The organism is Azospira sp. MPR-E4, from assembly GCF_058809645.1.
In genome coordinates this window covers 1-24,166 of sequence record NZ_JBXAST010000036.1, presented here as the reverse complement: position 1 = coordinate 24,166, position 24,166 = coordinate 1, and the positions used below count along the sequence as shown (strand labels likewise).

Sequence of the window (24,166 nt, the reverse complement as noted above, 5' to 3'; positions counted from 1 at the left end):
GTCAGGTGCCGTGACGTTTGCGGTAACCGGCCAGGAAGCGGTCGATGCGGCCGACGGCTTCCTTGAGGTCGTCCACATGGGGCAGGAAGACCAGGCGGAAGTGGTCCGGCTCGGGCCAGTTGAAACCGGTGCCCTGGACCAGCAGCACTTTTTCTTCCTGCAGCAGTTCGGCGATGAACTGCTGGTCGTCCTGGATCGGATAGACCTTGGGGTCCAGGCGCGGGAACATGTACAGGGTGGCCTTGGGCTTGACGCAGGTGACCCCGGGAATGGCGGTGATCAGCTCGTGGGCCACGTCCCGCTGGCGGCGCATGCGGCCGCCCTCGGCCACCAGGTCGTTGATGCTCTGGTAGCCGCCCAGGGCGGTCTGGATGGCCCACTGGCCGGGCACGTTGGCGCACAGGCGCATCGAGGCCAGCATGTTGAGGCCTTCGATGTAGTCGGCGGCGGGACGCTTGTCGCCGGAGACCATCATCCAGCCGGCCCGGTAGCCGCAGGAACGGTAGTTCTTGGAAAGGCCGTTGAAGCTGATGGTCAGCACGTCTTCCGAAAGGGAGCCGATGGCGGTGTGTTCGACGCCGTCGTAGAGCACCTTGTCGTACACCTCGTCGGCGTAGATGATCAGGTGGTGCTGGCGGGCGATCTCGACGATTTCCTTGAGCAGGTCATCGGGATAGAGGGCGCCGGTGGGGTTGTTGGGGTTGATGATGACGATGGCCCGGGTGTTCTCGGTGATCTTGGCCCGGATGTCGTCCAGGTCGGGCAGCCAGCCGGCGCCCTCGTCGCAGATGTAGTGCCGCGGCGTGCCGCTGGAAAGGCTGACGGCAGCGGTCCACAGGGGATAGTCGGGGGCCGGCACCAGCACTTCGTCGCCCGGGTTGAGCAGGGCGTTCATGGACATGACGATCAGTTCGGAAACGCCGTTGCCCACGTAGATGTCTTCCAGGCCAACGCCCTTGACCTTCTTCTGCTGGGCGTAGTGCATGATGGCCTTGCGCGCCGCGAAGATGCCCTTGGAGTCGGAATAGCCCGCCGAATTGGGCAGGTTGCGGATCATGTCCTGCTGGATCTCTTCCGGCGCATCGAAACCGAAGGAGGCCAGGTTGCCGATGTTGAGCTTGATGATCTTGTGGCCGTCCTCTTCCATCTGCTTGGCCTTTTCCAGCACGGGGCCGCGGATGTCGTAGCAGACGTTGTCGAGCTTGGCGGATTTCTTGATGGGTCGCACTTTGTTTTCCTGCGGGGTTGCCGGCGGGGCCGGACGAAGATCAATTCGGTTTTGTCTGGCGGCCGGCTTACTTGAGCAGGCCGTCCTTGCGGAACATGTCCTTGATGCCGCGGATCGCCTGGCGGGTACGGGCCTCGTTCTCGATCAGGGCGAAACGCACGTGGTCGTCGCCGTAATCGCCGAAGCCGATGCCCGGGGAGACCGCCACCTTGGCCTCCGCCAGCAGCTTCTTGGCGAATTCCAGGGAACCCAGGTGGGCGTAGGGCTCGGGAATCTTGGCCCAGATGTACATGGAGGCCTTGGGCACCTCCACCATCCAGCCCGCCTCGTGCAGCCCCTTGGCCAGCACGTTGCGACGCAGTTCGTAGGTCTGGCGCACTTCTTCCACACAGTCCTGGGGGCCGTCCAGGGCGATCACCGAGGCCACCTGGATCGGCGTGAAGGTGCCGTAGTCGTGGTAGCTCTTGATGCGGGCCAGGGCGGCGCACAACTCCTTGTTGCCGACCATGTAGCCGACGCGCCAGCCGGCCATGTTGTAGCTCTTGGACATGGTGAAGAATTCCACCGCCACGTCCCGGGCGCCGGGCACTTCCATGATGGAGGGGGCCCGGTAGCCGTCGAAGACGATGTCGGCGTAGGCCAGGTCATGCACCACCAGGATGTCGTGCTCCTTGGCCAGGGCCACCACCCGCTCGAAGAAGTCGAGCTCGACGCAGCGCGCCGTGGGATTGCTGGGGAAGCCCAGGATCATCATCTTGGGCTTGGGCGTACATTCCCGGATGGCCCGCTGCAGTTCTTCGAAGAAATCCACATCGTCGGTCATGCGCACGGAGCGGGTGTTGGCCCCGGCGATGATGGCGCCGTAGATGTGGATGGGGTAGCTGGGATTGGGCACCAGCACCGTGTCACCCCGATCCAGGGTGGCCAGCATGAGGTGGGCCAGGCCTTCCTTGGAGCCGATGGTGACCACCGCCTCGCTGTCCGGGTCGAATTCCACGTTGTAGCGGCGCAGGTACCAGTCGCAGATGGCCTTGCGCAGCCGGGGAATGCCCTTGGAGACGGAATAGCCGTGGGTGTCGCCGCGCTGGGTGGCATCCACCATCTTGTCCACGATGTGTTTCGGCGTGGCGCCGTCCGGGTTGCCCATGGACATGTCGATGATGTCCTCGCCCCGACGGCGGGCAGCCATCTTCAGCTCGCCGGTGATGTTGAACACATAGGGCGGCAGACGCTTGATGCGGGGAAAGTCTTTCATGGGCGCAGGGGAATTCCGGCAGTCGGCACCAGCGGCCGGACGGTCCGGACGGGCGCGTAAAAAGGCTATAATCCTACCCTTTCTTACCCCGTTTGTGCACCGCAGCCGACCATGAAGCTCCACAGAGACAGTACAGACGGCCATTATTCCTTCACCGGCTACGGTGACGACTACGTGGCCATCAACGGTAAGAACCACCAGGGCAATCTGGTGCTGCTGCCCCGGCGCCTGATCCAGGACTGGACCGACGCCACTTTCGACAGCCTGACCCAGGCCGATTTCGACTTCCTCGCCGAACTGAAGATGGAAATCATGATCCTCGGCACCGGCGCCAAGCAGCGCTTTCCCCATCCCCAGTTGCTGCAGGGCCTGATGCGGGCCGGCGTCGGCCTGGAGGTGATGAACACCCAGGCCGCCTGCCGCACCTACAACATCCTGGTGGCGGAAGGCCGCAGCGTCGGTTGCGCCCTGCTGCAGGGCTGAGGGGCATGAACGCCATCAGCTTTTCCCTGATCCTGGCCGGCGTCATCCTCAACGCCGCCGGGCAACTGCTGCTCAAGGCCGGCACCAACGCCGTCGGCCACTTCGACTTCCACCTGGACAACGTCCTGCCCATCGGCCTCAAGCTGGCCTTCAACCCCTTCATCCTCTCCGGCATGGTGGCCTACGGCGTCAGCCTGGTGGTGTGGATCATGGCCCTCTCCCGGGTGCCCGTCTCCATCGCCTACCCCATGCTCTCCATCGGCTACGTCATCAATGCCTTCATCGCCTGGCACTGGTTCGGCGAAGCCCTCAGCGCCCAGAAGCTCCTCGGCATCGGCTGCATCGTCCTCGGCGTGTACGTCATCACCCGCTCCGCCTGAAGTCCGTCAGAAAGGCGTCAGTAGATATCCTTACAATTGAGGCTGTCCTCTCCTCCAAGACGGACAGCTGTACTTTCAACGCGCTCCGGACCCAACGCCGGAGCGCGTTTTTTCATTGGCGGATAGCGTTGCCCGCGTTGTTCCCGCCCATTTCCGTCCACACGGCCACCGCAAACGGCCGGAATGAAACTACAATCTCCCCCCGGCCGCTGCGCAAGACGGCGCCAATCCCATTGTCGGCCGCGACGGCCTCTCCAGTCAGACCCGAAATCGCCCCATGTCCCAGCCCAAACTCGCCCTCAAGATCAATGTCGACACCCTGCGCGGCGCCCGCGTCGGCGTGCCCCGCCTGGTGGAAGCCCTGCAGAAGCACGGCGCCCAGGCCACCTTCTTCTTCTCCCTGGGCAAGGACAACACGGGCTACGTGCCGCCCCGCACCACGCCGGCCGGGCAGAAGACCTTCTCCCGCCTGGAGCGCTACGGCTTCACCAGCCTGCTCTACGGCGCCTGGATTCCCGCCCCCGAGATCGGCCGCCGCGCCGCCCACATCCTGCGGGCCGTGCATGAGGCCGGCTTCGAGACCGGCATCCAGAGCTGGGACCGGGTGATGTGGCAGAAGAAGCTGGCCCAGGCCGACAACGAATGGGTGGAAGTGGAAATGGCCAAGGCCGCCAAGCGCTACGAGGACATTCTCGGCCAGCGCCCCGCCGCCGGCGCCGCCAGCGGCTGGCAGACCACCCGCCACGCCCTGCGCCTGACCCAGCGGCTGGGCCTGGCCTACGCCAGCGACACCCGGGGCACCGGCCCCTACCTGCCGGTGATCGAGGGCGAGCTGGTCAATTGCCCCCAACTGCCCACCACCCTGCCGACGGCGGAAGAAATGGTGGGCCGGGACGGCATCACCGCCGAAACCTATGCCGACCGCCTGCTGGCCCTGACCCACGACGCACCTGACAACGGCCACGTATTCACCCTGCACGCCGAACTGGAAGGCATGAAGCTGCTGCCCGAGTTCGAGCGTCTCCTGGCCGGCTGGAAGGAACAGGGCTACGAACTGGTGGCCTGCCGCCAGATGGTGGACGCCCTGGACCGGGACATGCTGCCCCGTTGCCAGGTGACCCGGGGCGAAGTACCGGGCCGGGCCGGCCAGCTCATGCAGCAGGGGCCGGAATTCCTCATGGGCTGAAGGCCTGCCACCCGGGCGATGCCAGATCAAATCGCCGCGCCGCCCGGGCCGTTATACTGGCGCCTTCTTTCCCCATCCCCGCGCCAGACGCCATGATCCGACCCGCCCTGCCCTGGGTTGCCCAGGCCGACTACTCCGACATCCGTTACGAAACCTGTGACGGCATCGCCAAGATCACCATCAACCGGCCCGAGCGGCGCAACGCCTTCCGCCCGGAAACGGTGATGCAGCTCATCGACGCCTTCCACCGGGCCCACCGGGACAACGCCGTGGGCGCCATCATCCTCACCGGCGAAGGCCCCGACGCCTTCTGCGCCGGCGGCGACCAGAAGGTGCGGGGCGACGACGGCGGCTACCACGACGAAAGCGGCACCCCCCACCTCAACGTGCTCGACCTGCAGATGCAGATCCGCCGCCTGCCCAAGCCCGTGGTGGCCATGGTGGCCGGCTATGCCATCGGCGGCGGCCACGTGCTGCACCTGGTGTGCGATCTTTCCATCGCCGCCGAAAACGCCCGCTTCGGCCAGACCGGCCCCCGGGTCGGCAGCTTCGACGCGGGTCTCGGCGCCGGCCTCATGGCCCGCACCATCGGCATGAAGCGGGCCAAGGAAATCTGGTTCCTCTGCCGCCAGTACGACGCCGCCCAGGCCCTGGACTGGGGCCTGGTGAACACGGTGGTGCCGGTGGAAAAGCTGGAGGAGGAAACCGTGGCCTGGTGCCAGGAAATGCTGCGCCTCTCGCCCATGGCCCTGCGCATGCTGAAATCCGGCTTCAACGCCGACACCGACGGCCTGGCCGGCATCCAGGAACTGGCGGGCAACGCCACCGGCCTCTTCTACATGACCGAGGAAGGCCGGGAAGGGCGCGACGCCTGGCTCGAACGCCGCCCGCCGGACTTCGGCAAATACCGCAAGCGGCCGTAAAAAAAAAGGGACCTCCAGGTCCCTTTTTTCATACCGCGGATTGCGCCTGCTGCGACTCGTCCGCCACCCGGTACTGGTAGCCGCTGACCATGGACTGGGCCATGGGCGCACCGCGACGCTCGTGCCAGATCAGGGCGCCGATGTGCACGGCGATGAAGGCCCACACCAGATTGGCGCCCAGTTCATGCACTTCCTTGAAGCTGTGGGCCAGTTCCCTGGTGATGCCGCCATCGGCCAGGGGCCCCAGCTGGAAGTAGCCGGCAGCGGCCACCAGCCCGGTGGCGCCCATGCCGATCAAGACCGCGTAAAGCCCCAGGTAGGCCAGGCTGGCCCAGGCGTCATGGCCGAAGGCGCCGGCATCGGCCTTCTGGCGGCGCAACCACACGGAGACGTGGAAAAAGTCGCTCCAGCGGGCCCGTTGCGGCCCCACCAGGCCCCACAGCAGACGCAGCCCCAGGCCGGCGATGAGGCCGTAGCCAAGCAGCACGTGGCCGTGCCACACCGCTTCCCGCACCGGCCCCTTCTCCAGGGCCTCGGCCCCCAGCTCGGTGGCGAACAGCAGCACGATGGCCAGGGCGTTGAACCAGTGCAAGAGGCGCAGCAGGGGGTCGAACACCCGCTGGCGGCGGTAGGTCACGGTTTCCATGGAACACTCCACAACAGGATGATGCCTGCAGCCTAAGGCCCGATCCTTAAGCCCGCCTTAAGCGCACCGCATCCGCACTCATCCGCCCCGCCGGCCCCTCCCGGCGGCCGGAGCAACCCGCTACACTCCGCCCATGACCCTGCGCACCTTCACCTTCGAGCCCTACCGCCTGCCCTTCCGCCAGCAATGGCGCAGCGCCGCCGGCGGCCTCGACCAGAGGGAAGGCTGGCTGGTGCGCCTGGAAGACGACTACGGCGGCGTTGGCTACGGCGACTGCGCCCCCCTGCCCGGCATCGGTACGGAACCCCCCGCCGCCGCAGCCGCCGCCCTGGTCCAATGGCAGCAATGCTTCAGGGGGCTGGAGGCAGCCACCGCCCTGGAAGCCCTCAACGACGCCGCCAGCTTCGACACCCCCGCCGCCCGGGCCGGGGTCGAAAGCGCCCTGCTCGACCTGCTGGCCCGGCGCAACGGCCGCTCCCTCAACGCCAGCATCCGGGGCTGCGACTGCCGCCAGCGCGTGCGGGTCAACGCCAGCCTGGGCAGCCTCGGCCCGCATACGGCAGATTCCCTGGAATCCGCGCTGGAAGCCGGTTTCCAGGTACTCAAGCTGAAGATCGGCCTGGCGCCTGCCTCCCAGGAGATACCCCTGGTCCAGGACCTGTGCCAGCGCCTGCCCGCCGGCAGCACCCTGCGCCTGGACGCCAACCGGGCCTGGCAGGAAGGCGATGCCCGATCCTGGCTCGACGCCCTGGCCGGCCTGCCCATCGACGCCCTGGAAGAACCCCTGGCCCAGCCCAGCGCCCCGGCCTGGGCCGCCCTGCAGGCCCGGGCCACCTTCCCCCTGGCCCTGGACGAATCCCTGGCGGATCTGCCCCAGGCCGCCCTCTTCGACGGCACCGTGCGCCGCCTCATCCTCAAACTGCCCCGCCTCGGCGGCTTCCTCCCCGCCGTCGCCCTGGCCCAGCGCTTCGCCGCCGCCGGCGGCGACTGCGTCGTCACCAGCAGCCTGGAATCCGCCTGCGGCCTCCTCGCCGCCGCCCATCTGGCCGCCGCCCTCGGCGGCGATCTGGCCCACGGCCTGGCCACCGCCGAATGGCTGGCGACGGACCTGGGCGCCCCGCCCCCCGTCGCCGCCGGCTACCTCACTCTCCCCGCCGGCCCCGGCCTCGGTTTCCAGCCCTTCGCCACGCCGGCCTGAGGCGCCCGCCCGCCGCGGCGAGCGCCGGCAGTTGTGTCCCGGCCCTCGACATTCATGCCAATGGCAAATATGCTGCATTCCTGCCATCCTCCGGGACCGACCCGGAGTCCCCAGGAGCCACCATCCATGCGCCATCTGCACCTGATCGCCCTTGCCGCCCTCGCCCTGCTCCTGGGCACCGCCGCCCATGCCCGGGAATACGGAACCTACGATCCCAAACGCCTGCTGACGGTGACGGAAACCCCCTCGGGCAAGAAATACGGCTTCGACGGCGCCTATCTGGACCAGATGCTGAACGACCTGGCCGCCCACGCCAAAAACTACCCGCCCCAGTTCGACACGCCCCAGGACCGGCAACGGGCCACCCAGGACGTCAAGGTCATTTCCGGCATGCTCGACACCCTGGTCAATGTGCCCAACCCCAATCCCGACCTGCTGCTCCGCGCCGCCCACCTGAACGGCATGGGCCACAACCTGGAGATTCCCGGCGCCGCCGACAAGGCCAACACCCTGTTCCAGCGCCTGCTGCAGCTGGAGCCGAACCACTCTCGGGGCAACTACCTGTACGGGACTTTCCTGGCCGGCGCCGGCAAACCCCGGGAAGCCCTTCCCTACCTGGAAAAGGCCCTGGCCGCCGGCATCGCGGATGCCGCCTTCACCCTGGGTATGGCTCACCTCAGCCTCAAGGACCAGGACGGCGCCCTCAAGTACCTGGAAGACTACAAGCGCCGCCGCCCGGGCGACGCCAATGCGGACCGGTTCATCGACGCCATCCGCAACGGCCGCATCGAGATCAGGAGCCGCTAGGCTCAATCACTACCCCCCGCACTCCACCGACTGCGGCTACCCCTATCCACCTCAGGTGCTACCGACGTTGTCTTTGACTACTCCGAACTGTACACCCCGAAGTACAGACTGATGAACTTTCCCCCTTGAACGAGTGCCGGCTAGTTGGGAACGAACAACCTATCGAGACATCACACCTAGCATCTCAGTCAATTGGCATCCGGACGCTACACAACACCTTTTAAATCCAACGCAATATCTCAGGAGAAATTCCGATGTACTTTTGGCAAATTGAAAAACTCAAATCGGATTGGAAGTCTGCTCCGCTAAGTGACAGACAAGTATTGCCGTATCTCCTTTTCTACCTTGTCTGCGGCGAGCTTCTGTTTCTCATTCCTACGTCGACCATGAACTTTTGGGACTACGCCAACGTTCTGTGCAGTGCTGTTTTGGTTCTTTTGGGAACACTTTATGTATATCGATTGAATGGTGGTGATAAAGGCGCCTATTTTCTTCAGCGTTACATCTCTCTCGGCTGGGTCGTTGGTATCCGACTCATAGCATTCGCATTACCATTATTCGTTGTTTTACTTATCGCCCTCCAGCTTACGGATGAATCAAATGGCTTCGGCTTAGGATACGTTTTATTTATCGAAATAGCCTTTTATCAACGGTTAGGGAAACATATTCGCGATGTCGTCGTCGCCTGATCACCCATCAAAATCGCCCCGCAAGCGGTACGCCGTTTAGCCCCGCGTTAGTGTTCATTCCTCCTTGGGTTCGCCATGACCAATCCAGAAATACCTGTCGCCATCGTCGCCCTGGACGCACCGCCTCGCGCCAAACCTTCGAATTATCCGGAGCCCTTTGCCTCCCGTATGGCGGGCAGGGAAAAACGACCGCTTGGCGATTTGTTTGGCTTGTCCAATTTCGGCGTCAATCTCACTCGCCTTACACCGGGTGGTGGCTCCGCCCTTCGCCATGCGCATTCCAAACAAGATGAATTCGTCTATGTTCTGGAAGGTTGCCCGGTACTCATCACCGATCAAGGCGAAACAACGCTTGCCCCAGGCATGTGCGCGGGAATGAAAGCCGGGAGTGGGAATGCCCATCAACTCGTCAATCGAAGCAACAAAGATGTTCTCTATCTCGAAATCGGCGACCGTTCAGCAGGGGATTTCGTCACTTACCCCGATGACGACTTGCGGGCTGCTCTCGGTGACGATGGCAAATGGCAGTTCGTCCACAAAGATGGCACACCCTATTGAGCTTGCTGAACCCACTTGCTGACAACCCCGGGTTCCTCGGGACCTGCCCCCTTCACCAGGCCTGTTTCACCTCAGCCATCCCAGATTTGACCCACATCGTGTAGCCCCCCGCCGGCCCTGCGTATAATCAGGCGCTGATGAACCCCGCGCCTTTCATTGATCCCCACGAGCCCCTGGACTGGCTCGCTCCCCTGTCCGAAGATCCGCTCCAGCTGGTCACCTCCGACGGTGCCTGGCGGCGTGGGGCGCTGGTGGCTGATTGCGGGGCATTGGCCGCTGCGCTCCTTGCCTGGGGCGCTGCTCCCGGCACGATCCTCCTCGCTCCCCTGCCCGCCCCGGACCTGGCCCGGCTGTTTTTCGCCTGCGCCCGGGCCGGCATCGCCCTCTTTCCCCTGGACCCGGCCACTTCGCCGGAACGACGCGCCGCCCTGCTGGCCCTGGCTGGCCCCCGGGGCCGTCTGCTGGAGGCTCTGCCGTCGGCCGCAGCGATTGCGGCAACGGCTGCCGATCCCTTGCCACCGCTGCCCGTGGCAGCCCAGCCGGCCCTGGTCATCGCCACCAGCGGCAGCGAGGGCGAACCCAAGGGCGTGGTGCTGACCCACGCCAACCTGGCGGCGGCAGCGGATGCCTCGGCCGAGCGCCTGCCCCTGAGCCCGGGCGACACCTGGCTGGACTGCCTGCCCCTGCACCACATCGGCGGCGTCTCCATCCTTGCCCGTTGCGCCCGCAGCGGCGCCACGGCCCGGGTACTGGACCGCTTCACGGTGGAAGCGGTGGCGGCGGCCCTGGCCGCAGGGAACATCACCCACCTGTCCCTGGTGCCGGCCATGCTCGACCGGCTGCTGGAGGCCGGCGTCCCTCCGGGCCCGCTGCGCTATGTGCTGGTGGGCGGTGCCGCCCTTTCCGCCCCCCTCTTCCGCCGCGCCACGGCTGCCGGCTGGCCCCTCTGCGTCAGCTACGGTCTTTCCGAATGCGCCGCCCAGGTGGCGACCTGGGTGCGGCCGCCCCCCGATGTCTGGCAGGAGGGCCGGGTCGGCGCGCCCCTGGCCGGCTGCCGTGTCGAGTTGGGGCCGCAAGGACGGCTGCGCCTAGCCGGGCCCCAGGTGATGTGGGGCTATCTCAATCCAGAGCTGGAGCCGGGCCGGGGCCTGACGGACGGCGCCCTGCTCAGCGGCGACCTGGCCCGCCTGGAGGAGGATGGCAGCCTGACCCTCTTGGGCCGGGCCGACGACATGCTGGTCAGCGGCGGCGTCAATGTGCATCCGGCCGAGGTGGAAGCGGTGTTGCTGGCCTGCCCCGGCGTGCGCGACGCGGCGGTGACGGCCCTGCCCGACCCGGTGTGGGGCGACCGGCTGCTGGCCCTGGTGGTGGGCGACTCCGCCGCCATGGACGACGCCGGCCTGCACCGCTGGTGCGCCGAACGCCTGCCCTCGCCGCGCCGGCCCCGGCTGATCCAGCGGGTCGCCACCCTGCCGCGCAATCCCATGGGCAAGCTGCAACGTCCGGCCCTGCGGCAGCTGGCCCAACAACTAGCCCAGGACGGGCTGCTGGCCCCAGGGGAAGCGCCATGAGCCGCCCCCAGGCCCACCCCGCCGCCGACAGCGCCAGCCTCAGCCAGCGCTATCCCGGCCTGGCCGGGGAACTGGCGGCCCTGGCCGCCCGGGCCCGTCCCACGGACCTCCTCAGCCTGTGCCTGCCGGCGCCCCCGTTGCCCATGGCCGGCCCCCTGCCTTACATCGCAGCCCCCGACAGCCTGGCCTGGCAGCGGCCGGACGACGCCTGGCTGGCCCTGGGCGCCGCCTGCACCGTGGAAAGCGCCGGGCCGGGCCGCTTCACCGCCCTCAACGGCGCCTGGCAGGGCCTGGCGGCCCGCTGGCAGATTGCCGCCATGTCGCAAGGCAGTGATGGCAGCGGCGACCTCCAGGCGCCCCTGGCCCACCTGGGCTTTGCCTTCTACGACGCCAGCGGCGACAGCCCCCTGCCGAACGCCCGCCTGCGGGTGCCCGCCCTGCTGCTGAGGCGCCGGGCCGGTCGCCAGACCCTGGTCCTCACCTGCCCCGCCCATGGCGCCGCCCAGGCCATGGCCGGCTGGGAGGCCCTGTGGCAAACGCTGGAACGGACCCTGCTGTCCCAACCCGCGCCGCTGGCCGCGCTCCACCTGCAACGGCCACCGGCACCCCTGCCTGAGCAGGCCTTCGTCGCCCGCACCCGGGCCGCCCTGGCTGCCATCACCCGGGGCGAGCTGGACAAGGTGGTGCTCTCCCGCCGCGTCGCCTTCGAGGCCGACAGCGCCCTGGAGCCGGCCGCCGTCTTCGCCGCCCTGGCAACCCAGCAGGCCGACAGCAGCGTCTTCGCCGTCGGCCACCGGGCCGGCACCTTCCTCGGCGCCACGCCGGAGCGGCTCCTTGCCCTGCAGGACGGCCAGCTGCACACCGAAGCCCTGGCCGGCACCGGCTGGGGCCGGGCCGACGCCCCCCTGACCTCGGACAAGAACCAGCGGGAACACGGCTGGGTGGCCGAGGCCATCCGCCATACCCTGGCCCCCCTCTGCGCCGAACTGCAGGCCGCCCCGGCGGAAGTGCTGCAACTGCCCGGCGGCAGACGCCACGCCGGGCTCAGCCATCTGCGCACCCCCTTCCACGGCCGTCCGGCGCCCGGAGTCGGCCTTTTCGACCTGGCCGCCAGGCTCCATCCCACCCCCGCCGTCGGCGGCTGGCCGGCGGCCCCGGCCCGGGAATGGCTGCAGGCCCACGGCGAGGAGCGGCCCCTGTGGTACAGCGGCGGCCTGGGCTGGATCGACGCCGCCGGCAACGGCACCCTGGCCGTGCCCCTGCGCTGCGCCGACCTGCGCGGCAACCGGGCCGAACTCCAGGCCGGCGCCGGCATCGTCGCCGGCTCCGCCGCGGAACAGGAACTGGCCGAAACCGAGGCCAAGCTCGCCACCATGCTGGATGCATTGTCAATGACATGTGAAACTCTGGGATTCATTGACTCTTAACAATCCCCATCATGGCCTCGCAAACCAACGACAAACTGGCAGTCCTAATCGATGCGGACAACTCCTCTGCATCGTTGATTAATGAACTGCTAGCAGAAATTTCCCGCTACGGAGTTGCTAGCATCAAGCGTGCATACGGTGACTGGACAACCACTAACCTGAAAAGCTGGAAGGAAGTTCTGCATAAGCTGGCAATTCAACCAATCCAGCAATTCAGCTATACGAATGGGAAAAATTCGACCGACTCGTCCCTGATAATCGATGCGATGGATCTCCTTCACTCGGGCAATCTTGATGGCTTTTGTCTTGTTTCATCCGATAGCGACTTTACCCGTCTAGCCACTCGCATTCGAGAAGATGGACTGGTGGTTTACGGCTTCGGAGAACAGAAAACGCCCCAGCCCTTTGTCGCGGCATGCGACAAGTTCATTTACACAGAAATCCTCAAACCCCAGGTAGACCAGAAGCCTCCCGGAGAAAAACTGCCTGAACAACTTGAACCGATGATTCGTACCGCAGTAACGGCAACAGCACGGGACAGCGGCTGGGCCTCCCTGGCAGCGGTCGGTTCAATGTTGCTGAAAAACAGCCCCTCGTTTGATCCTAGAAATTATGGATATCAGAAGCTTGGGGAACTGGTGAGAAAACAGAAATACCTGGAAATCAAGGAAGTTCCGGTAACGGACAACGCAACCAGCGTACATATCCACATCCGCTTAAAGCCAGCTAAAAACAGCCCCCCTCAATGACATCCACCGGCACCACCAACTATCTCTGGTCCCGCCACTTCGCCGCCGCCCTGGCCGGCGCCGGGCTGGCCCATGTCGTCATTTCCCCCGGCGCCCGCTCCACCCCCCTGACCCTGGCCTTCCTGCGGCAGGCGGGCGTGCGCTGCCACGTGCTGGTGGACGAGCGCTCCGCCGCCTTCTTCGCCCTGGGCCTGGCCAAGGCCACGGAACTGCCGGTGGCCCTGGTGTGCACCTCCGGCTCCGCCCCGGCCCACTGGCTGCCCGCCGTGATCGAGGCCGACGCCGGCCGGGTGCCGCTGCTGCTGCTCTCCACCGACCGGCCGGCGGAACTGCACGGCTGGGGTGCCAACCAGACGGTGGCACAGGCCGGCCTGTTCACCGGCTTCGTGCGCGCCGCCCACGCCCTGGCGACGCCGGAGGAAGGTTTCCTGCCGCGCCAGGTGCACACCCTGGCGGCCCGGCTCCTGGCCGAATGCCGCTGGCCCTGCCCGGGGCCGGTGCATGTCAATCTGCCTTTCCGCGAGCCCCTGCTGCCGCCCGCCGCCAAGCTGGCGGCCAGCCCGGACCTGGGCCCGGTCCATCCGCCGGAGGCGCCGCCGCCCCTGGTGCTGCCGGCGCCCCACGCCGTGGCCCAGGCCGCGGCCCGTCTCTCCGGGCGCCCGGGGCTGATCCTGGCCGGCGCCCTGCCGCCGGGCAGCGCCGGCCCCGACTACGCCCGGGCCGTGGCCGCCCTGGCCCTGGCCCTGGATTGCCCGGTGCTGGCCGAGCCCCTTTCCGGCCTGCGCCACGGCGCCGCCGGGCTTGAGGCCGACAGCCGCCCCAACAGCCATCATTTCCTCGCCCACGGTGAAGCCCTGGTGCGGGATGCCGCCTTTGCCGCCGCCCAGGCCCCGGCCTGGATCCTGCGCTGCGGCGACGCCCAGGTGAGCCGCTCCCTGCAGACCTGGCTCAGCCAGTGCCTGGACCAGGGCGCCGAACTGCTGTTGCTGGAGGGCGAAGGCCGCTGGCCCGACCCGGAACGGGGCACCACCCTGCTGCTGCGGGGCGACACCGCCGCCACCCTGGCGGCCCTGGCCCAGGCAGTGGCGGCCAAGGCACCGCCGGCCTGGATGCAGGCCTGGCGCGCCGCCGAGCAGCGGGCCGGGGACCTGGCCCGGGCCGCCCTCGACGCGGCCGGCGACGATCTGTGGGAAGGGGCCGTGGTGGCCGACCTGCTGGCGGCCCTGCCGGCGGAGAGCCGCCTCTTCTGGGGCAATTCCATGGCGGTGCGGGACGGCGATTCCTTTTCCGGCCTCTCCGCCAAGCCCCTGGAGGAGCACGGCAACCGGGGCTGCAGCGGCATCGACGGCCAGCTGTCCACGGCCCTGGGCCTGGCGGCGGCAGGCAGCGCCGAAGGCCGCTACAGCGCCGCCCTCCTCGGCGACCTGGCCGCCCACCACGACCTCAATGCCCTGGCCGCGGCCCGGGAACTGGATTGCCTGCTGGTGGTGGTGAACAACGGCGGCGGCGGCATTTTCGAATATCTGCCGGCCCGGGCCCTGCCCGAATACGAGACGGGCTGGCTGACCCCGGTGCCCCTCGTCCTGGCCCATGGGGCGGCGGCCTACGGGGTGCCTTACCGCCGGGCCGCATCCCGCGCCGAGTTCCAGGCAGCCATCGCCGAGGCCGTTGCCACGGGCGGCCCCTGGCTGGTCGAGGCGGTGGTCGAACGGTCGGAGAGCGTCGCCCGGCACCGGGCCTACTGGCAGGCGGTGAGCGGCAGCGAGAGCTGAAGCGAAGGGTGCGCCGGTGGGCGCGCGACGGTCATAGCGCCAGCGATCGGCGCCGCAAGGAGCCGTAGCGGCAACGCGGCTGACGCCTGGAACGGCGCCGGCGGCAGGGTCAGCCCCCGGTCAGCGGAGGGTCAGAGGTGGGTCAGTCCCGGGGACTAGCATGGCGCGCCATAAGCCGATCAACGGCTAGGAGAGTGACTTGCCCCACCCGCTTCCCCCCGGCGACGACACCGCCGTCCTGCTGCTGCACGGCCTCTACAGCACCCCCAACGAAATGTCCCCCCTCGGCAAGGAGCTGGAAAAAGCCGGCTACCGCGTCGCCATTCCCCATTTGCAGGGCTATACGGTGTGCGCCGAAGACGTGCTGGACCGCCGCTTCGCCCGCAGCCCCTGGGAGGACTGGTACGCCCAGGTGGAAACGGTCTTCGACGAACTGCGGCAGCAGCATCGCCGCGTCGTCGTCGGCGGCCTGTGCATCGGCGCCGACCTGGCCCTGCACCTGGCGGCCCAGCGGGGCCTGCAGGTGGCGGCGGTGCTGGCCCTGGCCACCACCCTTTACTACGACGGCTGGGGCATCCCCTGGTACAGCTTCCTCCTGCCCCTGGGCTACTACACGCCCCTGCGCCACATCTACACCTATCGGGAACGGGCCCCCTTCGGCCTGAAAAATCCCCGGGTGCGGGCCCGGGTGGAACGGGACATGCGGGAAAGGGAAGTCTCCGCCGCCGGCGCCTCGGAGCTGCCCCTCAACGGCATCTACCAGGCCCAGCGCCTGATCGGCAGCATCAAGAAGGAATTGCCCCAGGTGGTCAGCCCCACCCTGGTGATCCACTCCCGGGAAGACGACGTGGCCAGCCTGCGCAGCCCGGAGCAGGTATACCGCCGCATCAGTGCCGAGCGCCGGCGCAAGGTGGTGCTGGACGACAGCTACCACATCATCACCCTGGACAACGAACGGCGCCGGGTCAGCGGCGAGGCGCTGGATTTTCTCGCCCAGGTGCTGGGCGCGCCGGCTGCGGCCCGGCTGCCCCGGGCCGCCTGACAAGCGGCCGGCTCAGCCCCGCAGCCAGTACCAGAAACGCCCCAGCCATTCGTGCAGGGCGGTGCGGGAGGCGCGCAGGCCGTCGGCTTGGGGCAGGTAGTCCAGGGCCGTGGGCACGCCGCGCTGGAACAGGGTCGGCATGGGCACCACGTCCAGGCCCGCCCGGCTGAAGGCCAGGGCCGCCCGGGGCAGGTGCCAGGCGTGGCTGACCAGCAGGACCCGGGACACGCCGGCCTCCTTGAGCAGAGCCGCCGTCTTCAGGGCATTCTCCCGGGTGTTGTCCGACTCGCCTTCGACCCAGCGCACCGGCACCTTGAATTCGTCCCGCAGCACCCGGGCCATGGCCTCGGCCTCGCTCACCTCGCCGCCGTCCGGCGTACCGCCGGTGACCAGCAGCGGCAGGCCGGTCTGGCGCTGCAGCTGCCCGGCGTAGCGCAGGCGGACCAGGGTCTCGTTGCCCACCGTGTCGCCGCCGTATTCCGGCGCTTCCCGGTAGCGGCCGCCGCCGAGGACGACAATGGCGCCGGCACCCTTGGCCTTTTCCAGCACCTGCTCCGGCACCACCGGCGGCGCCTCCAGGCGCTGCACCAGGGCACGGCCCACCACCGGCAGGGACAGCACCAGCAGCAGCAATCCCCCCGTCAGTCCCAGGCTCATGGCCAGCTGGGGGCGTCGCTGTCGGAAGAGGAAGGCCAGCAGCAGGAGCCCCAGACCGTTGCCCGGCGGCAACAGAAAGGTAGCCACCAGATTGGTGGCGAGCCAGGACGTGGACATCGCTTGTTTTCCTCCCCAGGAAGGGGCCGCCGGCACCGCGCCGGCCTGCCGCCTATGACGTTTGGCAGACAGTGTAGCCGTTTGCCGTCCCGAGGGGGAGCCCCTGCCGCAACCGGCCGGCAGGCCGCTGCGGAACGTGGCCATCTGGGCCCTTCCTGCCTGACGTCGGCCTGATGCCGGCGGCGAATGTCCAAAAAAAAGCCCGCTGCAGCGATGCAGCGGGCTTTTTGCCGGAGGCCGGCGGGATCAGGCGCTGAGGGCGGCCTTGATCTGCTCCAGGGCGGTGGGGTCCTCGATGGTGGTGAGGTCGCCCGGATCCCGGCCTTCGGCCAGGGCCTGGATGGAACGGCGCAGCAGCTTGCCGGAACGGGTCTTGGGCAGGCCGGAGATGAAGTACACGCGGCCGGGACGGGCGATGGCGCCCAGGGTCTCGTCCACCCGCTTCATCACTTCCTTTTCCAGGGCCGCCACCAGTTCGGGAGTGGCGATCTTGGAGGCGTCCTTGACCACGGCGAAGGCTACCGGCAGCTGGCCCTTGAGGGCGTCGTTCACACCGACCACGGCCACTTCGGCCACGGCGGGGTGACCCTGCACGGCTTCCTCGATTTCCCGGGTGCCGAGGCGGTGGCCGGCGACGTTGATGACGTCGTCGGTACGGCCCAGGATGAAGTGGTAACCCTCGTCATCCTTGATGGCCCAGTCGTAGGAGGAGTAAACCAGCGGTTCCTTGAACAGGCTGAAGTAGGTGTTCACGAAACGCTCGTCGTCGCCCCACACGGTGGTCAGGCAGCCGGGCGGCAGGGGCGGCACCACACCCAGGATGCCCTTCTCGTTGGCGTCGCACTCGGAACCGTCTTCGCGGAAGATGCGCACGTCGTAGCCATAGACAGGGAAGGACGGGGTGCCGTACTTGATCTTGGTGTCTTCGACGCCGCGCACGGTGGACAGCATGGGCCAGCCGGTTTCGGTCTGCCAGTAGTTGTCGATCACCGGCAGCTTCAGCTCGCCCATGATCCATTCGTGGGTCGGCTGGTCCAGGGGCTCGCCGGCCAGGAACAGGTGCTTCAGGCTGGAGAGGTCGTACTTGTGCAGGAAGGCGGGGTCGTGCTTCTTCAGCACCCGGGCAGCGGTGGGGGCGGAGAACATCACATTGACCTTGTACTTCTCGACGATCTGCCACCAGATGCCGGCATCCGGACGGATCGGGGTGCCTTCGTACATGATGGTGGCCATGCCGCCGATCAGGGGGCCGTAGATGATGTAGGAGTGACCCACCACCCAGCCGATGTCGGAAGTGGAGAAGAAGGTCTCGCCGGGCTTGCCGCAGTAGATGTGCTTGATGGAGGAAGCCAGGGCCACGGCGTAGCCGCCGGTGTCACGCTGCACGCCCTTGGGCTTGCCGGTGGTGCCGGAGGTGTACAGGATGTAGGAGGGGTCGGAAGACTCCACCCAGGTCACGGGCACCTGGGCGTCCATGAACTGGGCGCGCAGGGCGGCGTAATCCACGTCCCGGCCTTCGACCTTGTTGAAGGCCTTGTCCAGGCCCCGGTCCACCATCAGCACCTTGCCGGGCTTGTGCTCGGCCTGGTTGATGGCGTCGTCCAGCAGGTGCTTGTAGGGCACGGCCTTGCCGCCGCGCATGCCGGCGTCGGAGGAGACGATCAGCACCGGCTTGGCATCGTCGATGCGGGTAGCCAGGGAGCCGGAGGCGAAGCCGCCGAAGACCACGGAGTGGATGGCGCCGATACGGGCACAGGCCAGGATGGCGAAGCAGGCTTCGGCAATCATGGGCATGTAGATCAGGACGCGGTCGCCCTTCTTGACGCCCAGGCTCTGGTAGATGGCGGCCATGCGCTCGACTTCGCGCTGCAGCTCGGCGAAGGAGTAGACCTTCTCCACATCGGTTTCGGTGGAGATGAAAATCAGGGCGTTGTCGTTGGGGCGGGTCTTGGCGTGGCGATCAACGGCGTTGTAGCACAGGTTGGTCTGGCCGCCGACGAACCACTTGGCAAACGGAGGACGGGAGTAATCGCAGACCTGGTCGAAAGGCTTGTGCCAGTCGATCAGTTGGGCCTGCTCGCTCCAGAAGGCATCCGGTTGTTCGATGGAACGACGATGAAACTCTTTGTAACTGGTCATAAAACTCCCTCTAGCGTTTGCGTCCTGCACTACTTTGGTTTGCTGATTATTTTTTATGGGGTGGATTCGAGGCTGATCTCGTCCTGTTCTATTTTCACCTAGGGCGCATCCCCACCCGGATTGCGGTTGCCCTGGGGTTCCCCCGACGCCTGGAATTTGGACTCCGGTACGTCTGCGGAAGGCCCGTATTGTAATTCATAATTAAGAAAGCTAAGGAGGGGCATCAAGGCCTTGGCCAAAGCCGCCGCCTGGGGCCGCAATTCCTCGTCCTGCCCGGCGGCCAGCATGGCCAGGGCCTGGTCGACGCTGACCGCCGCCCCGCCGCGCACCGCCGCCGGTTCAACGGCAGGCGCCGGCGCCACGGCCCGGTTGCCGCCGGCAGCAGCAGCCGCCGCCCGCCGCGCCTCGGCCATGGCCAGCAGGCTGGTGGCGCTGGGCGCCCCGTCCAGGGGGAAGCTGGCGATGCCGATGCTGATGGTGAGGGGCAGGCGCTGGCCGTGCACGGCGATGTTGGAAGTTTCCACCGCATGGCGCAGGCGGTTGGCGAAGGCCTCGCTGGCCGCCCCCGGGGTGCCGGGGGAGACGATGGCGAAGGTGGTGTCGGAATAGTGGCCCAGGCTGTCTTCCTTGCGGATGTTGCCGGCCAGGAGCTTGGCAAAGCGTTCCTGCAGCTTGTCCACCAGGGCGCCGCCGTATTGGGCGGTATAGCGTTCCAGGGAATCGAAGCCCAGCACCAGCACGCTGGCCGGGGCCTGCTGCCGCCCGGCCAGGGAGAGGGCCTGTTCGGCCTGGGCTTCCAGATAGGCCCGGGTGAACAGGCCGCTGTGGGGATGGCGCAGCTGCTGGTCCTGGTGGCTGTGCAGGGCCTGCTCCGCCTGGCCCAGGCGCACCAGGGAATCGACCCGGGCCAGCAGCTCGGCGGTGCCGATGCCCTTGGTGATGAAATCGTTGGCCCCCAGGGCCAGGGCCTTGTCCCGGGACTCCTCGTCCTCCTCGCCGGAGATCATGATCACCGGCAGCTGGCGCAGGCGGCTGACCTTGGAATCCCGGATGCGGGCCAGCAGGTCGAAGCCGTCCATCACCGGCATGGACAGGTCGGAAATGACGGCCTGGATGTCGTGGTCCAGCACCAGAGTCTGCCAGGCGGCCTCCCCGTCGCCCTCCTCCCGGATCTCGTAGTGCCCTTTCAGGTGCTTGATGATGGAAGCCCGCACCATGCGGGAATCGTCCACGATCAAGATTCTGGGATGGGGTGCTTCGGTCATGATCTTTCCTGTTGGCTCATGGGGTCCGGGGCAAGCAGGGGACGGCGCGGGCGCAGGGGCGGCACCGCCAGGCAAGGCCTGCGCAGCCCACCGGGGTCCCGGGATTATAACCACGGCGCCGCGCCCCGGCGGCGGGGCCGGTGTAAAAGCGGCTTTACCCCCGGCCACCGAATGTGACAGAAGCTTTGTACGTATATGACCTTAGGTTTACAACTGGCTGATTTTCCAATAAAGTCCGGCCCCATGCTGAATAAAAAACAGCTCGCAGCTTCCCTCCTGGCCCTGTTCATCGGGGTTCTGGCCAACACCGGCACCGCCACGGCGGATGAATTCAGGATGGAGCCCCGCGGGGAGGAACCCACCTTTTTCAAACGCTACACCAGCGGCGTCCAGGACCTGATCATCAAGGGCCTGGAGTTCGTTGGCGTGCGTTACGTTCGCGGCGGCAACACGCCGGATTCCGGCCTGGACTGCAGCGGCTTCGTGCGTTACGTCTTCCAGGACTCCCTGGGCCTCAACCTGCCCCGCACCGCCAAGGAAATGAGCCAGGTGGGCGAGCAGGTCGCCAGCAACGACCTCAAGCCGGGCGACCTGGTGTTCTTCAACACCATGCGCCGCGCCTTCTCCCACGTCGGCATCTACCTCGGCAACAACCAGTTCGTCCATTCCCCCCGCCCCGGCGGCGAAGTGCGGGTCGAGGACATGCGCCAGAGCTACTGGGTGGCCCGCTACAACGGCGCCCGCCGCGTCACCGAACAGCAGTAACGCAGCCCCACCACCTCTCCGACAAAGCCGGCCGATGCCGGCTTTTTTGTTGCCCGCGCCCCGGCAACCGCTGTCGCGGTCATCGGTCACGGCACAAGAAACATTCTCATTTACACAAGACTCAAGCCTGACTAGAATCTGACACTTACCTGACCAACCCGTGCTGGAGTTCTCCATGACCCTGCGTCTCCCCCTTCTCGCCGGCGCCCTGGCCGCAGCCCTGTCCCTCAATCTGCAGGCCGCCGAGGAAAACGTGCTGAACCTCTATTCCGCCCGCCATTACCAGACCGACGAAAAGCTCTACGAGAATTTCAGCAAGCAGACCGGCATCAAGATCAACCGCATCGAAGGCAAGGAAGAGGAACTGCTGGAGCGCATCAAGAACGAAGGTGCCAACAGCCCCGCCGACGTGCTGCTGACGGTGGACGCCTCCCGCCTGGCCCTGGCCCACGAACTGGGCCTGTTCGCCCCGGTCAAGTCCAAGGTCCTGGAATCCCGCATCCCGGCCAATCTGCGCACCGACGACTGGTTCTCCTTCTCCACCCGGGCCCGGGTCATCGTCTATAACAAGAGCGCGGTGAAGGCCGAGGATGTGCAGAACTACGATGACCTGGCCAACCCCAAGCTCAAGGGCCAGGTGTGCACCCGCTCCGGCTCCCACCCCTACAACCTGTCCCTGATGGCCTCCATCATCGCCAACCAGGGCGAGGCCAAGGCCGAAGCCTGGGCCAAGGGCGTGGTGGCCAACTTCGCCCGCGCCCCCAAGGGCGGCGACACCGACCAGATCAAGGCCGTGGCCGCCGGCGAATGCGGCGTCACCGTCTCCAACACCTACTACGTGGCCCGCCTGCTGCGCTCCGACAAGGCCGAGGACAAGAAGGTCATGGAAAAGGTCGGCGTCGTCTGGCCCAACCAGAAGACCAGCGGCACCCACATCAACGTCTCCGGCGCCGGCATGCTGAAGAACGCACCGCACAAGGCCGCCGCCGTGAAGTTTCTCGAGTACCTGGCCTCCGACGAAGCCCAGCGCTACTTCGCCGACGGCAACAACGAATGGCCGGTGGTGGCCAGCGTCAAGGTCGGCAACCCGGCTCTGGAAAGTCTCGGCAAGTTCAAGGCCGACGCACTGCCCGTGGGTTCCCTGGCCATGTACCGGGCCAAGGCCCAGATCCTCTTCGACCGGGCCAACTACCGCTGATCCGAAGCGGCGCCAGGCGGATGCCCCCGGGGGACATCCGCCGTTTTTGATCCCGTTTTTGATCCATCTCCATGGTCAAAACCGCTTCCGGCGCCTAGAATGCGACCCATGCGACTCACCGCCCTCCTCACCACTGCCATCGCCCGCGGCCTCCTGGCCGTGATGCTGGCCGGTTTCCTGACGCCGACCTTCGGCTGGGAAATGGTGAGTGCGGCCGCGCCCCACGACCATGCCGCCGTGGCCGAGCACCACCACGGCGACCAGGGCGCCCACGACAGTCTGCAGCGCACCCACCACGACCAGGACTGCGCCCCCCAGCACCACGCCGCCGGCGACGACGGCCAGGGCCAGCCGGGCCATCACCACTGCTGCGCCGGCCACGTTTTCGGCCACCTCATCGGTCTCACCGCCGACACCACCCTGCCGGCCGCTGCCGGCAAGGACGTGCGCCCCCCGGCCATCGCCGCCCGCTATCTCTCGCCCATTCCCCTGGGCCTAGAACGTCCCCCCCGCTCCTTCTCCGCCTGAAGTCCGGCGGAAATTCCCGTTGAGCCAGCCCGTGCTGCCGACGCCCTGAAAGGCGCCGCGCCGCCTGCGCCCGTGACCTCACCGCGGAGTACCGCCGGTTTTTCCCTGTCTCACCGGAGAAAACCATGCGGAAGACCGCAACCGCCCCCCATCCGGGGCACCCCGTCCGCCATCGCGCCCGCCTGCTGCCGGGCCTGCTCGCCCTGAGCCTGGGCCTCGGCCTGGGATTCCTATCCCCTGCCCGGGCCGCGGAGCCTGCCGTCGCCCCGGCAACGGCACCCCTGCCCGCCTCGCCCCTGGCCCGGGCCTTTGCCGCCGCCTGGGAGCGCCAGCCCCTGGCTGCCGCCCTGCCCCAACGGCAGGACGCCGCCCGGGCCCAGCAGGAAGCCGCCGACTCCCTTTTGGCCCAGCCGCCGAGCCTGGACCTGTCCACCCGCACCGACCGCTACAACCGGGACCGGGGCGCCCGGGAAGTGGAAACGGGCATTGCCCTGCCCCTCTGGCTGCCCGGAGAGAAGGACGGCACCCGGGCCCTGGCCGATGCCCGCAAGGAAGCCCTGGACGCCCGCACCCTGGCCGCCCGCCTGCAACTGGCCGCCGAACTGCGCAGCGCCTGGTGGGCCTGGCAGCAGGCCGGCCAGGACCAGCAGGTGGCCCAGGCCCGGGCCGACAACGCCGCCCGTCTCGCTTCCGATGTGGAACGGCGGATGAAGGCCGGCGACCTTTCCCGGGCCGACCTCAACCAGGCCCAGGGCGCCCAGGCCGCGGCCCAGGCGGCCCTGGCCGAGAGCCGGGTGGCCGCCCTGGCCGCCGCCCGCCGCCTGCAAAGCCTCACCGGCCAGCCCCCCAAGCCGGCCGACGGCCCACCCCAGACCGAACCCGAACCGGCCGCCAACGCCCAGCCCGCGGCCCTCGCGGATGAGGATGGCGCCGACGCCGAAGGCGCCGCTACAGCTATCGGCCACCCCCTGCTGCAGGACCTGGCCCAGCGCAGCGCCGTTTCCCGCCGGGCCCTGGAACTGGCCTCCCGCCAGACCCGGGCCAATCCGGAAATAGCCATTTCCACCCGCCGCGACCGCAGCGCCGCCGGCGAGATGACGGACCAGACCTGGGCCCTGGCCCTGCGCCTGCCCTTCTCTTCGACCCCGCGCAACCAGGCCCGCATCGCCGAAGCCAACGCCGACCTGATCGAGGCCGAAACCCAGCTGCGCCTGGAACGGCAGCGCCTGGCCCAGGAAGGCGAGACCGCCCGGGCCCAGCTCGACGCGGCCCGCCTGCAGCTGGCGGCGGCAGAAACCCGGGCCCGACTGGCGGCGGAAAACCGGAGCTTCTACGACAAGGCCTTCCGCCTCGGCGAAGCGGACCTGCCCACCCGCCTGCGCATCGAACTGGAAGCCTTCGAGGCCGAGCGCCAGGCGGTGCGCTCCCGCATCCAGGCGGCCGCCGCCCTTTCCCAACTGCGCCAGGCCCTGGGCCTGCTGCCGGAGTAAAGCCATGTTGCGACTCATCTCCCCCCTGCTTCTCTGCCTCGCCCTGGCCGCCCCGGCCCGGGCCGACGGCCGTCTGATCCGGGTCCTGCCCAA

General features: G+C 67.6%; 23 protein-coding genes. 17 read left to right on the top strand and 6 right to left on the bottom strand.

All coding sequences use genetic code 11. The features are described from left to right. Nucleotide 1 precedes the first annotated feature (1 nt). Complete coding sequence (locus AC1RTA_RS11445; protein WP_205231244.1) at nt 2–1,228, bottom strand: pyridoxal phosphate-dependent aminotransferase; 1,227 nt, start codon at nt 1,226–1,228, stop codon at nt 2–4. 67 nt (nt 1,229–1,295) lie between these two features. Further along, nucleotides 1,296–2,483: an alanine transaminase gene (gene alaC / locus AC1RTA_RS11440; protein WP_014237925.1), complete on the bottom strand. Its 1,188-nt coding sequence runs from the start codon at nt 2,481–2,483 to the stop codon at nt 1,296–1,298. A gap of 111 nt (nt 2,484–2,594) precedes the next feature. Between alaC and AC1RTA_RS11435 the strand changes: the two genes are divergently transcribed. The 4 genes from AC1RTA_RS11435 to menB all read left to right on the top strand — a co-directional run bounded on the left by AC1RTA_RS11435 (nt 2,595) and on the right by menB (nt 5,455). Next, complete coding sequence (locus AC1RTA_RS11435) at nt 2,595–2,966, top strand: Mth938-like domain-containing protein (RefSeq protein WP_130458666.1); 372 nt, start codon at nt 2,595–2,597, stop codon at nt 2,964–2,966. Nucleotides 2,967–2,971: 5 nt separating this feature from the next. Beyond that, on the top strand, nt 2,972–3,346 hold the full coding sequence (locus AC1RTA_RS11430; RefSeq protein WP_014237927.1) for an SMR family transporter: 375 nt from the start codon (nt 2,972–2,974) through the stop codon (nt 3,344–3,346). A 277-nt stretch (nt 3,347–3,623) separates the two neighbouring features. Beyond that, nucleotides 3,624–4,532, top strand: coding sequence for a polysaccharide deacetylase family protein (locus AC1RTA_RS11425; protein ID WP_014237928.1), 909 nt, complete (start codon nt 3,624–3,626; stop codon nt 4,530–4,532). A 92-nt stretch (nt 4,533–4,624) separates the two neighbouring features. Then, entirely contained in the window at nt 4,625–5,455 is an 831-nt protein-coding gene (gene menB, locus AC1RTA_RS11420; RefSeq protein ID WP_492784777.1) for a 1,4-dihydroxy-2-naphthoyl-CoA synthase, read from the top strand. Between the two features lie 28 nt (nt 5,456–5,483). Here the strand turns inward: menB and AC1RTA_RS11415 are convergent, their stop codons facing one another. Next, entirely contained in the window at nt 5,484–6,101 is a 618-nt protein-coding gene (locus AC1RTA_RS11415) for a cytochrome b/b6 domain-containing protein (RefSeq protein WP_492784776.1), read from the bottom strand. 133 nt (nt 6,102–6,234) lie between these two features. Between AC1RTA_RS11415 and menC the strand changes: the two genes are divergently transcribed. The 9 genes from menC (at nt 6,235) to AC1RTA_RS11370 (ending at nt 15,914) form a co-directional block, all read left to right on the top strand. After that, entirely contained in the window at nt 6,235–7,299 is a 1,065-nt protein-coding gene (menC, locus tag AC1RTA_RS11410; RefSeq protein ID WP_492784775.1) for an o-succinylbenzoate synthase, read from the top strand. Nucleotides 7,300–7,425: 126 nt separating this feature from the next. After that, entirely contained in the window at nt 7,426–8,106 is a 681-nt protein-coding gene (locus AC1RTA_RS11405; RefSeq protein ID WP_492784774.1) for a tetratricopeptide repeat protein, read from the top strand. A gap of 254 nt (nt 8,107–8,360) precedes the next feature. Beyond that, on the top strand, nt 8,361–8,795 hold the full coding sequence (locus AC1RTA_RS11400) for a hypothetical protein (RefSeq protein WP_492784773.1): 435 nt from the start codon (nt 8,361–8,363) through the stop codon (nt 8,793–8,795). A 75-nt stretch (nt 8,796–8,870) separates the two neighbouring features. Next, nucleotides 8,871–9,353, top strand: a complete 483-nt coding sequence (locus AC1RTA_RS11395) for a cupin domain-containing protein (RefSeq protein WP_492784772.1) — start codon at nt 8,871–8,873, stop codon at nt 9,351–9,353. A 137-nt stretch (nt 9,354–9,490) separates the two neighbouring features. Further along, nucleotides 9,491–10,924, top strand: a complete 1,434-nt coding sequence (locus AC1RTA_RS11390) for a class I adenylate-forming enzyme family protein (RefSeq protein WP_492784771.1) — start codon at nt 9,491–9,493, stop codon at nt 10,922–10,924. Beyond that, on the top strand, nt 10,921–12,351 hold the full coding sequence (locus tag AC1RTA_RS11385; RefSeq protein WP_492784770.1) for an isochorismate synthase: 1,431 nt from the start codon (nt 10,921–10,923) through the stop codon (nt 12,349–12,351). The genes AC1RTA_RS11390 and AC1RTA_RS11385 overlap by 4 nt, the downstream gene beginning before the upstream one ends. Before the next feature lie 11 nt (nt 12,352–12,362). Next, on the top strand, nt 12,363–13,100 hold the full coding sequence (locus AC1RTA_RS11380) for an NYN domain-containing protein (protein ID WP_492784769.1): 738 nt from the start codon (nt 12,363–12,365) through the stop codon (nt 13,098–13,100). Next, nucleotides 13,097–14,872 carry a 2-succinyl-5-enolpyruvyl-6-hydroxy-3-cyclohexene-1-carboxylic-acid synthase gene (gene menD, locus AC1RTA_RS11375; protein WP_492784768.1) on the top strand — a complete coding sequence of 592 codons (1,776 nt, stop codon included), beginning with the start codon at nt 13,097–13,099 and terminating at the stop codon, nt 14,870–14,872. The genes AC1RTA_RS11380 and menD overlap by 4 nt, the downstream gene beginning before the upstream one ends. 199 nt (nt 14,873–15,071) lie before the next feature. Further along, on the top strand, nt 15,072–15,914 hold the full coding sequence (locus tag AC1RTA_RS11370) for an alpha/beta hydrolase (RefSeq protein WP_492784767.1): 843 nt from the start codon (nt 15,072–15,074) through the stop codon (nt 15,912–15,914). Between the two features lie 12 nt (nt 15,915–15,926). Here the strand turns inward: AC1RTA_RS11370 and AC1RTA_RS11365 are convergent, their stop codons facing one another. From AC1RTA_RS11365 to AC1RTA_RS11355, 3 genes are all read right to left on the bottom strand, one after another. Then, nucleotides 15,927–16,688 carry a YdcF family protein gene (locus tag AC1RTA_RS11365; RefSeq protein WP_492784766.1) on the bottom strand — a complete coding sequence of 254 codons (762 nt, stop codon included), beginning with the start codon at nt 16,686–16,688 and terminating at the stop codon, nt 15,927–15,929. A gap of 246 nt (nt 16,689–16,934) precedes the next feature. Then, entirely contained in the window at nt 16,935–18,884 is a 1,950-nt protein-coding gene (locus AC1RTA_RS11360) for a propionate--CoA ligase (protein WP_083833987.1), read from the bottom strand. A gap of 41 nt (nt 18,885–18,925) precedes the next feature. Then, on the bottom strand, nt 18,926–20,092 hold the full coding sequence (locus AC1RTA_RS11355) for a response regulator (protein WP_130458679.1): 1,167 nt from the start codon (nt 20,090–20,092) through the stop codon (nt 18,926–18,928). Nucleotides 20,093–20,335: 243 nt separating this feature from the next. Here AC1RTA_RS11355 and AC1RTA_RS11350 point away from each other — a divergent pair, with 243 nt between their 5' ends. The 4 genes from AC1RTA_RS11350 (at nt 20,336) to AC1RTA_RS11335 (ending at nt 24,073) form a co-directional block, all read left to right on the top strand. Next, entirely contained in the window at nt 20,336–20,857 is a 522-nt protein-coding gene (locus AC1RTA_RS11350; RefSeq protein ID WP_014237943.1) for a C40 family peptidase, read from the top strand. 175 nt (nt 20,858–21,032) lie between these two features. Then, nucleotides 21,033–22,055 carry a Fe(3+) ABC transporter substrate-binding protein gene (locus AC1RTA_RS11345; protein ID WP_014237944.1) on the top strand — a complete coding sequence of 341 codons (1,023 nt, stop codon included), beginning with the start codon at nt 21,033–21,035 and terminating at the stop codon, nt 22,053–22,055. Between the two features lie 108 nt (nt 22,056–22,163). Next, entirely contained in the window at nt 22,164–22,583 is a 420-nt protein-coding gene (locus AC1RTA_RS11340; protein ID WP_492784765.1) for a hypothetical protein, read from the top strand. Nucleotides 22,584–22,708: 125 nt separating this feature from the next. Continuing rightward, nucleotides 22,709–24,073, top strand: coding sequence for a TolC family protein (locus AC1RTA_RS11335; protein ID WP_492784764.1), 1,365 nt, complete (start codon nt 22,709–22,711; stop codon nt 24,071–24,073). Nucleotides 24,074–24,166 lie beyond the last annotated feature (93 nt).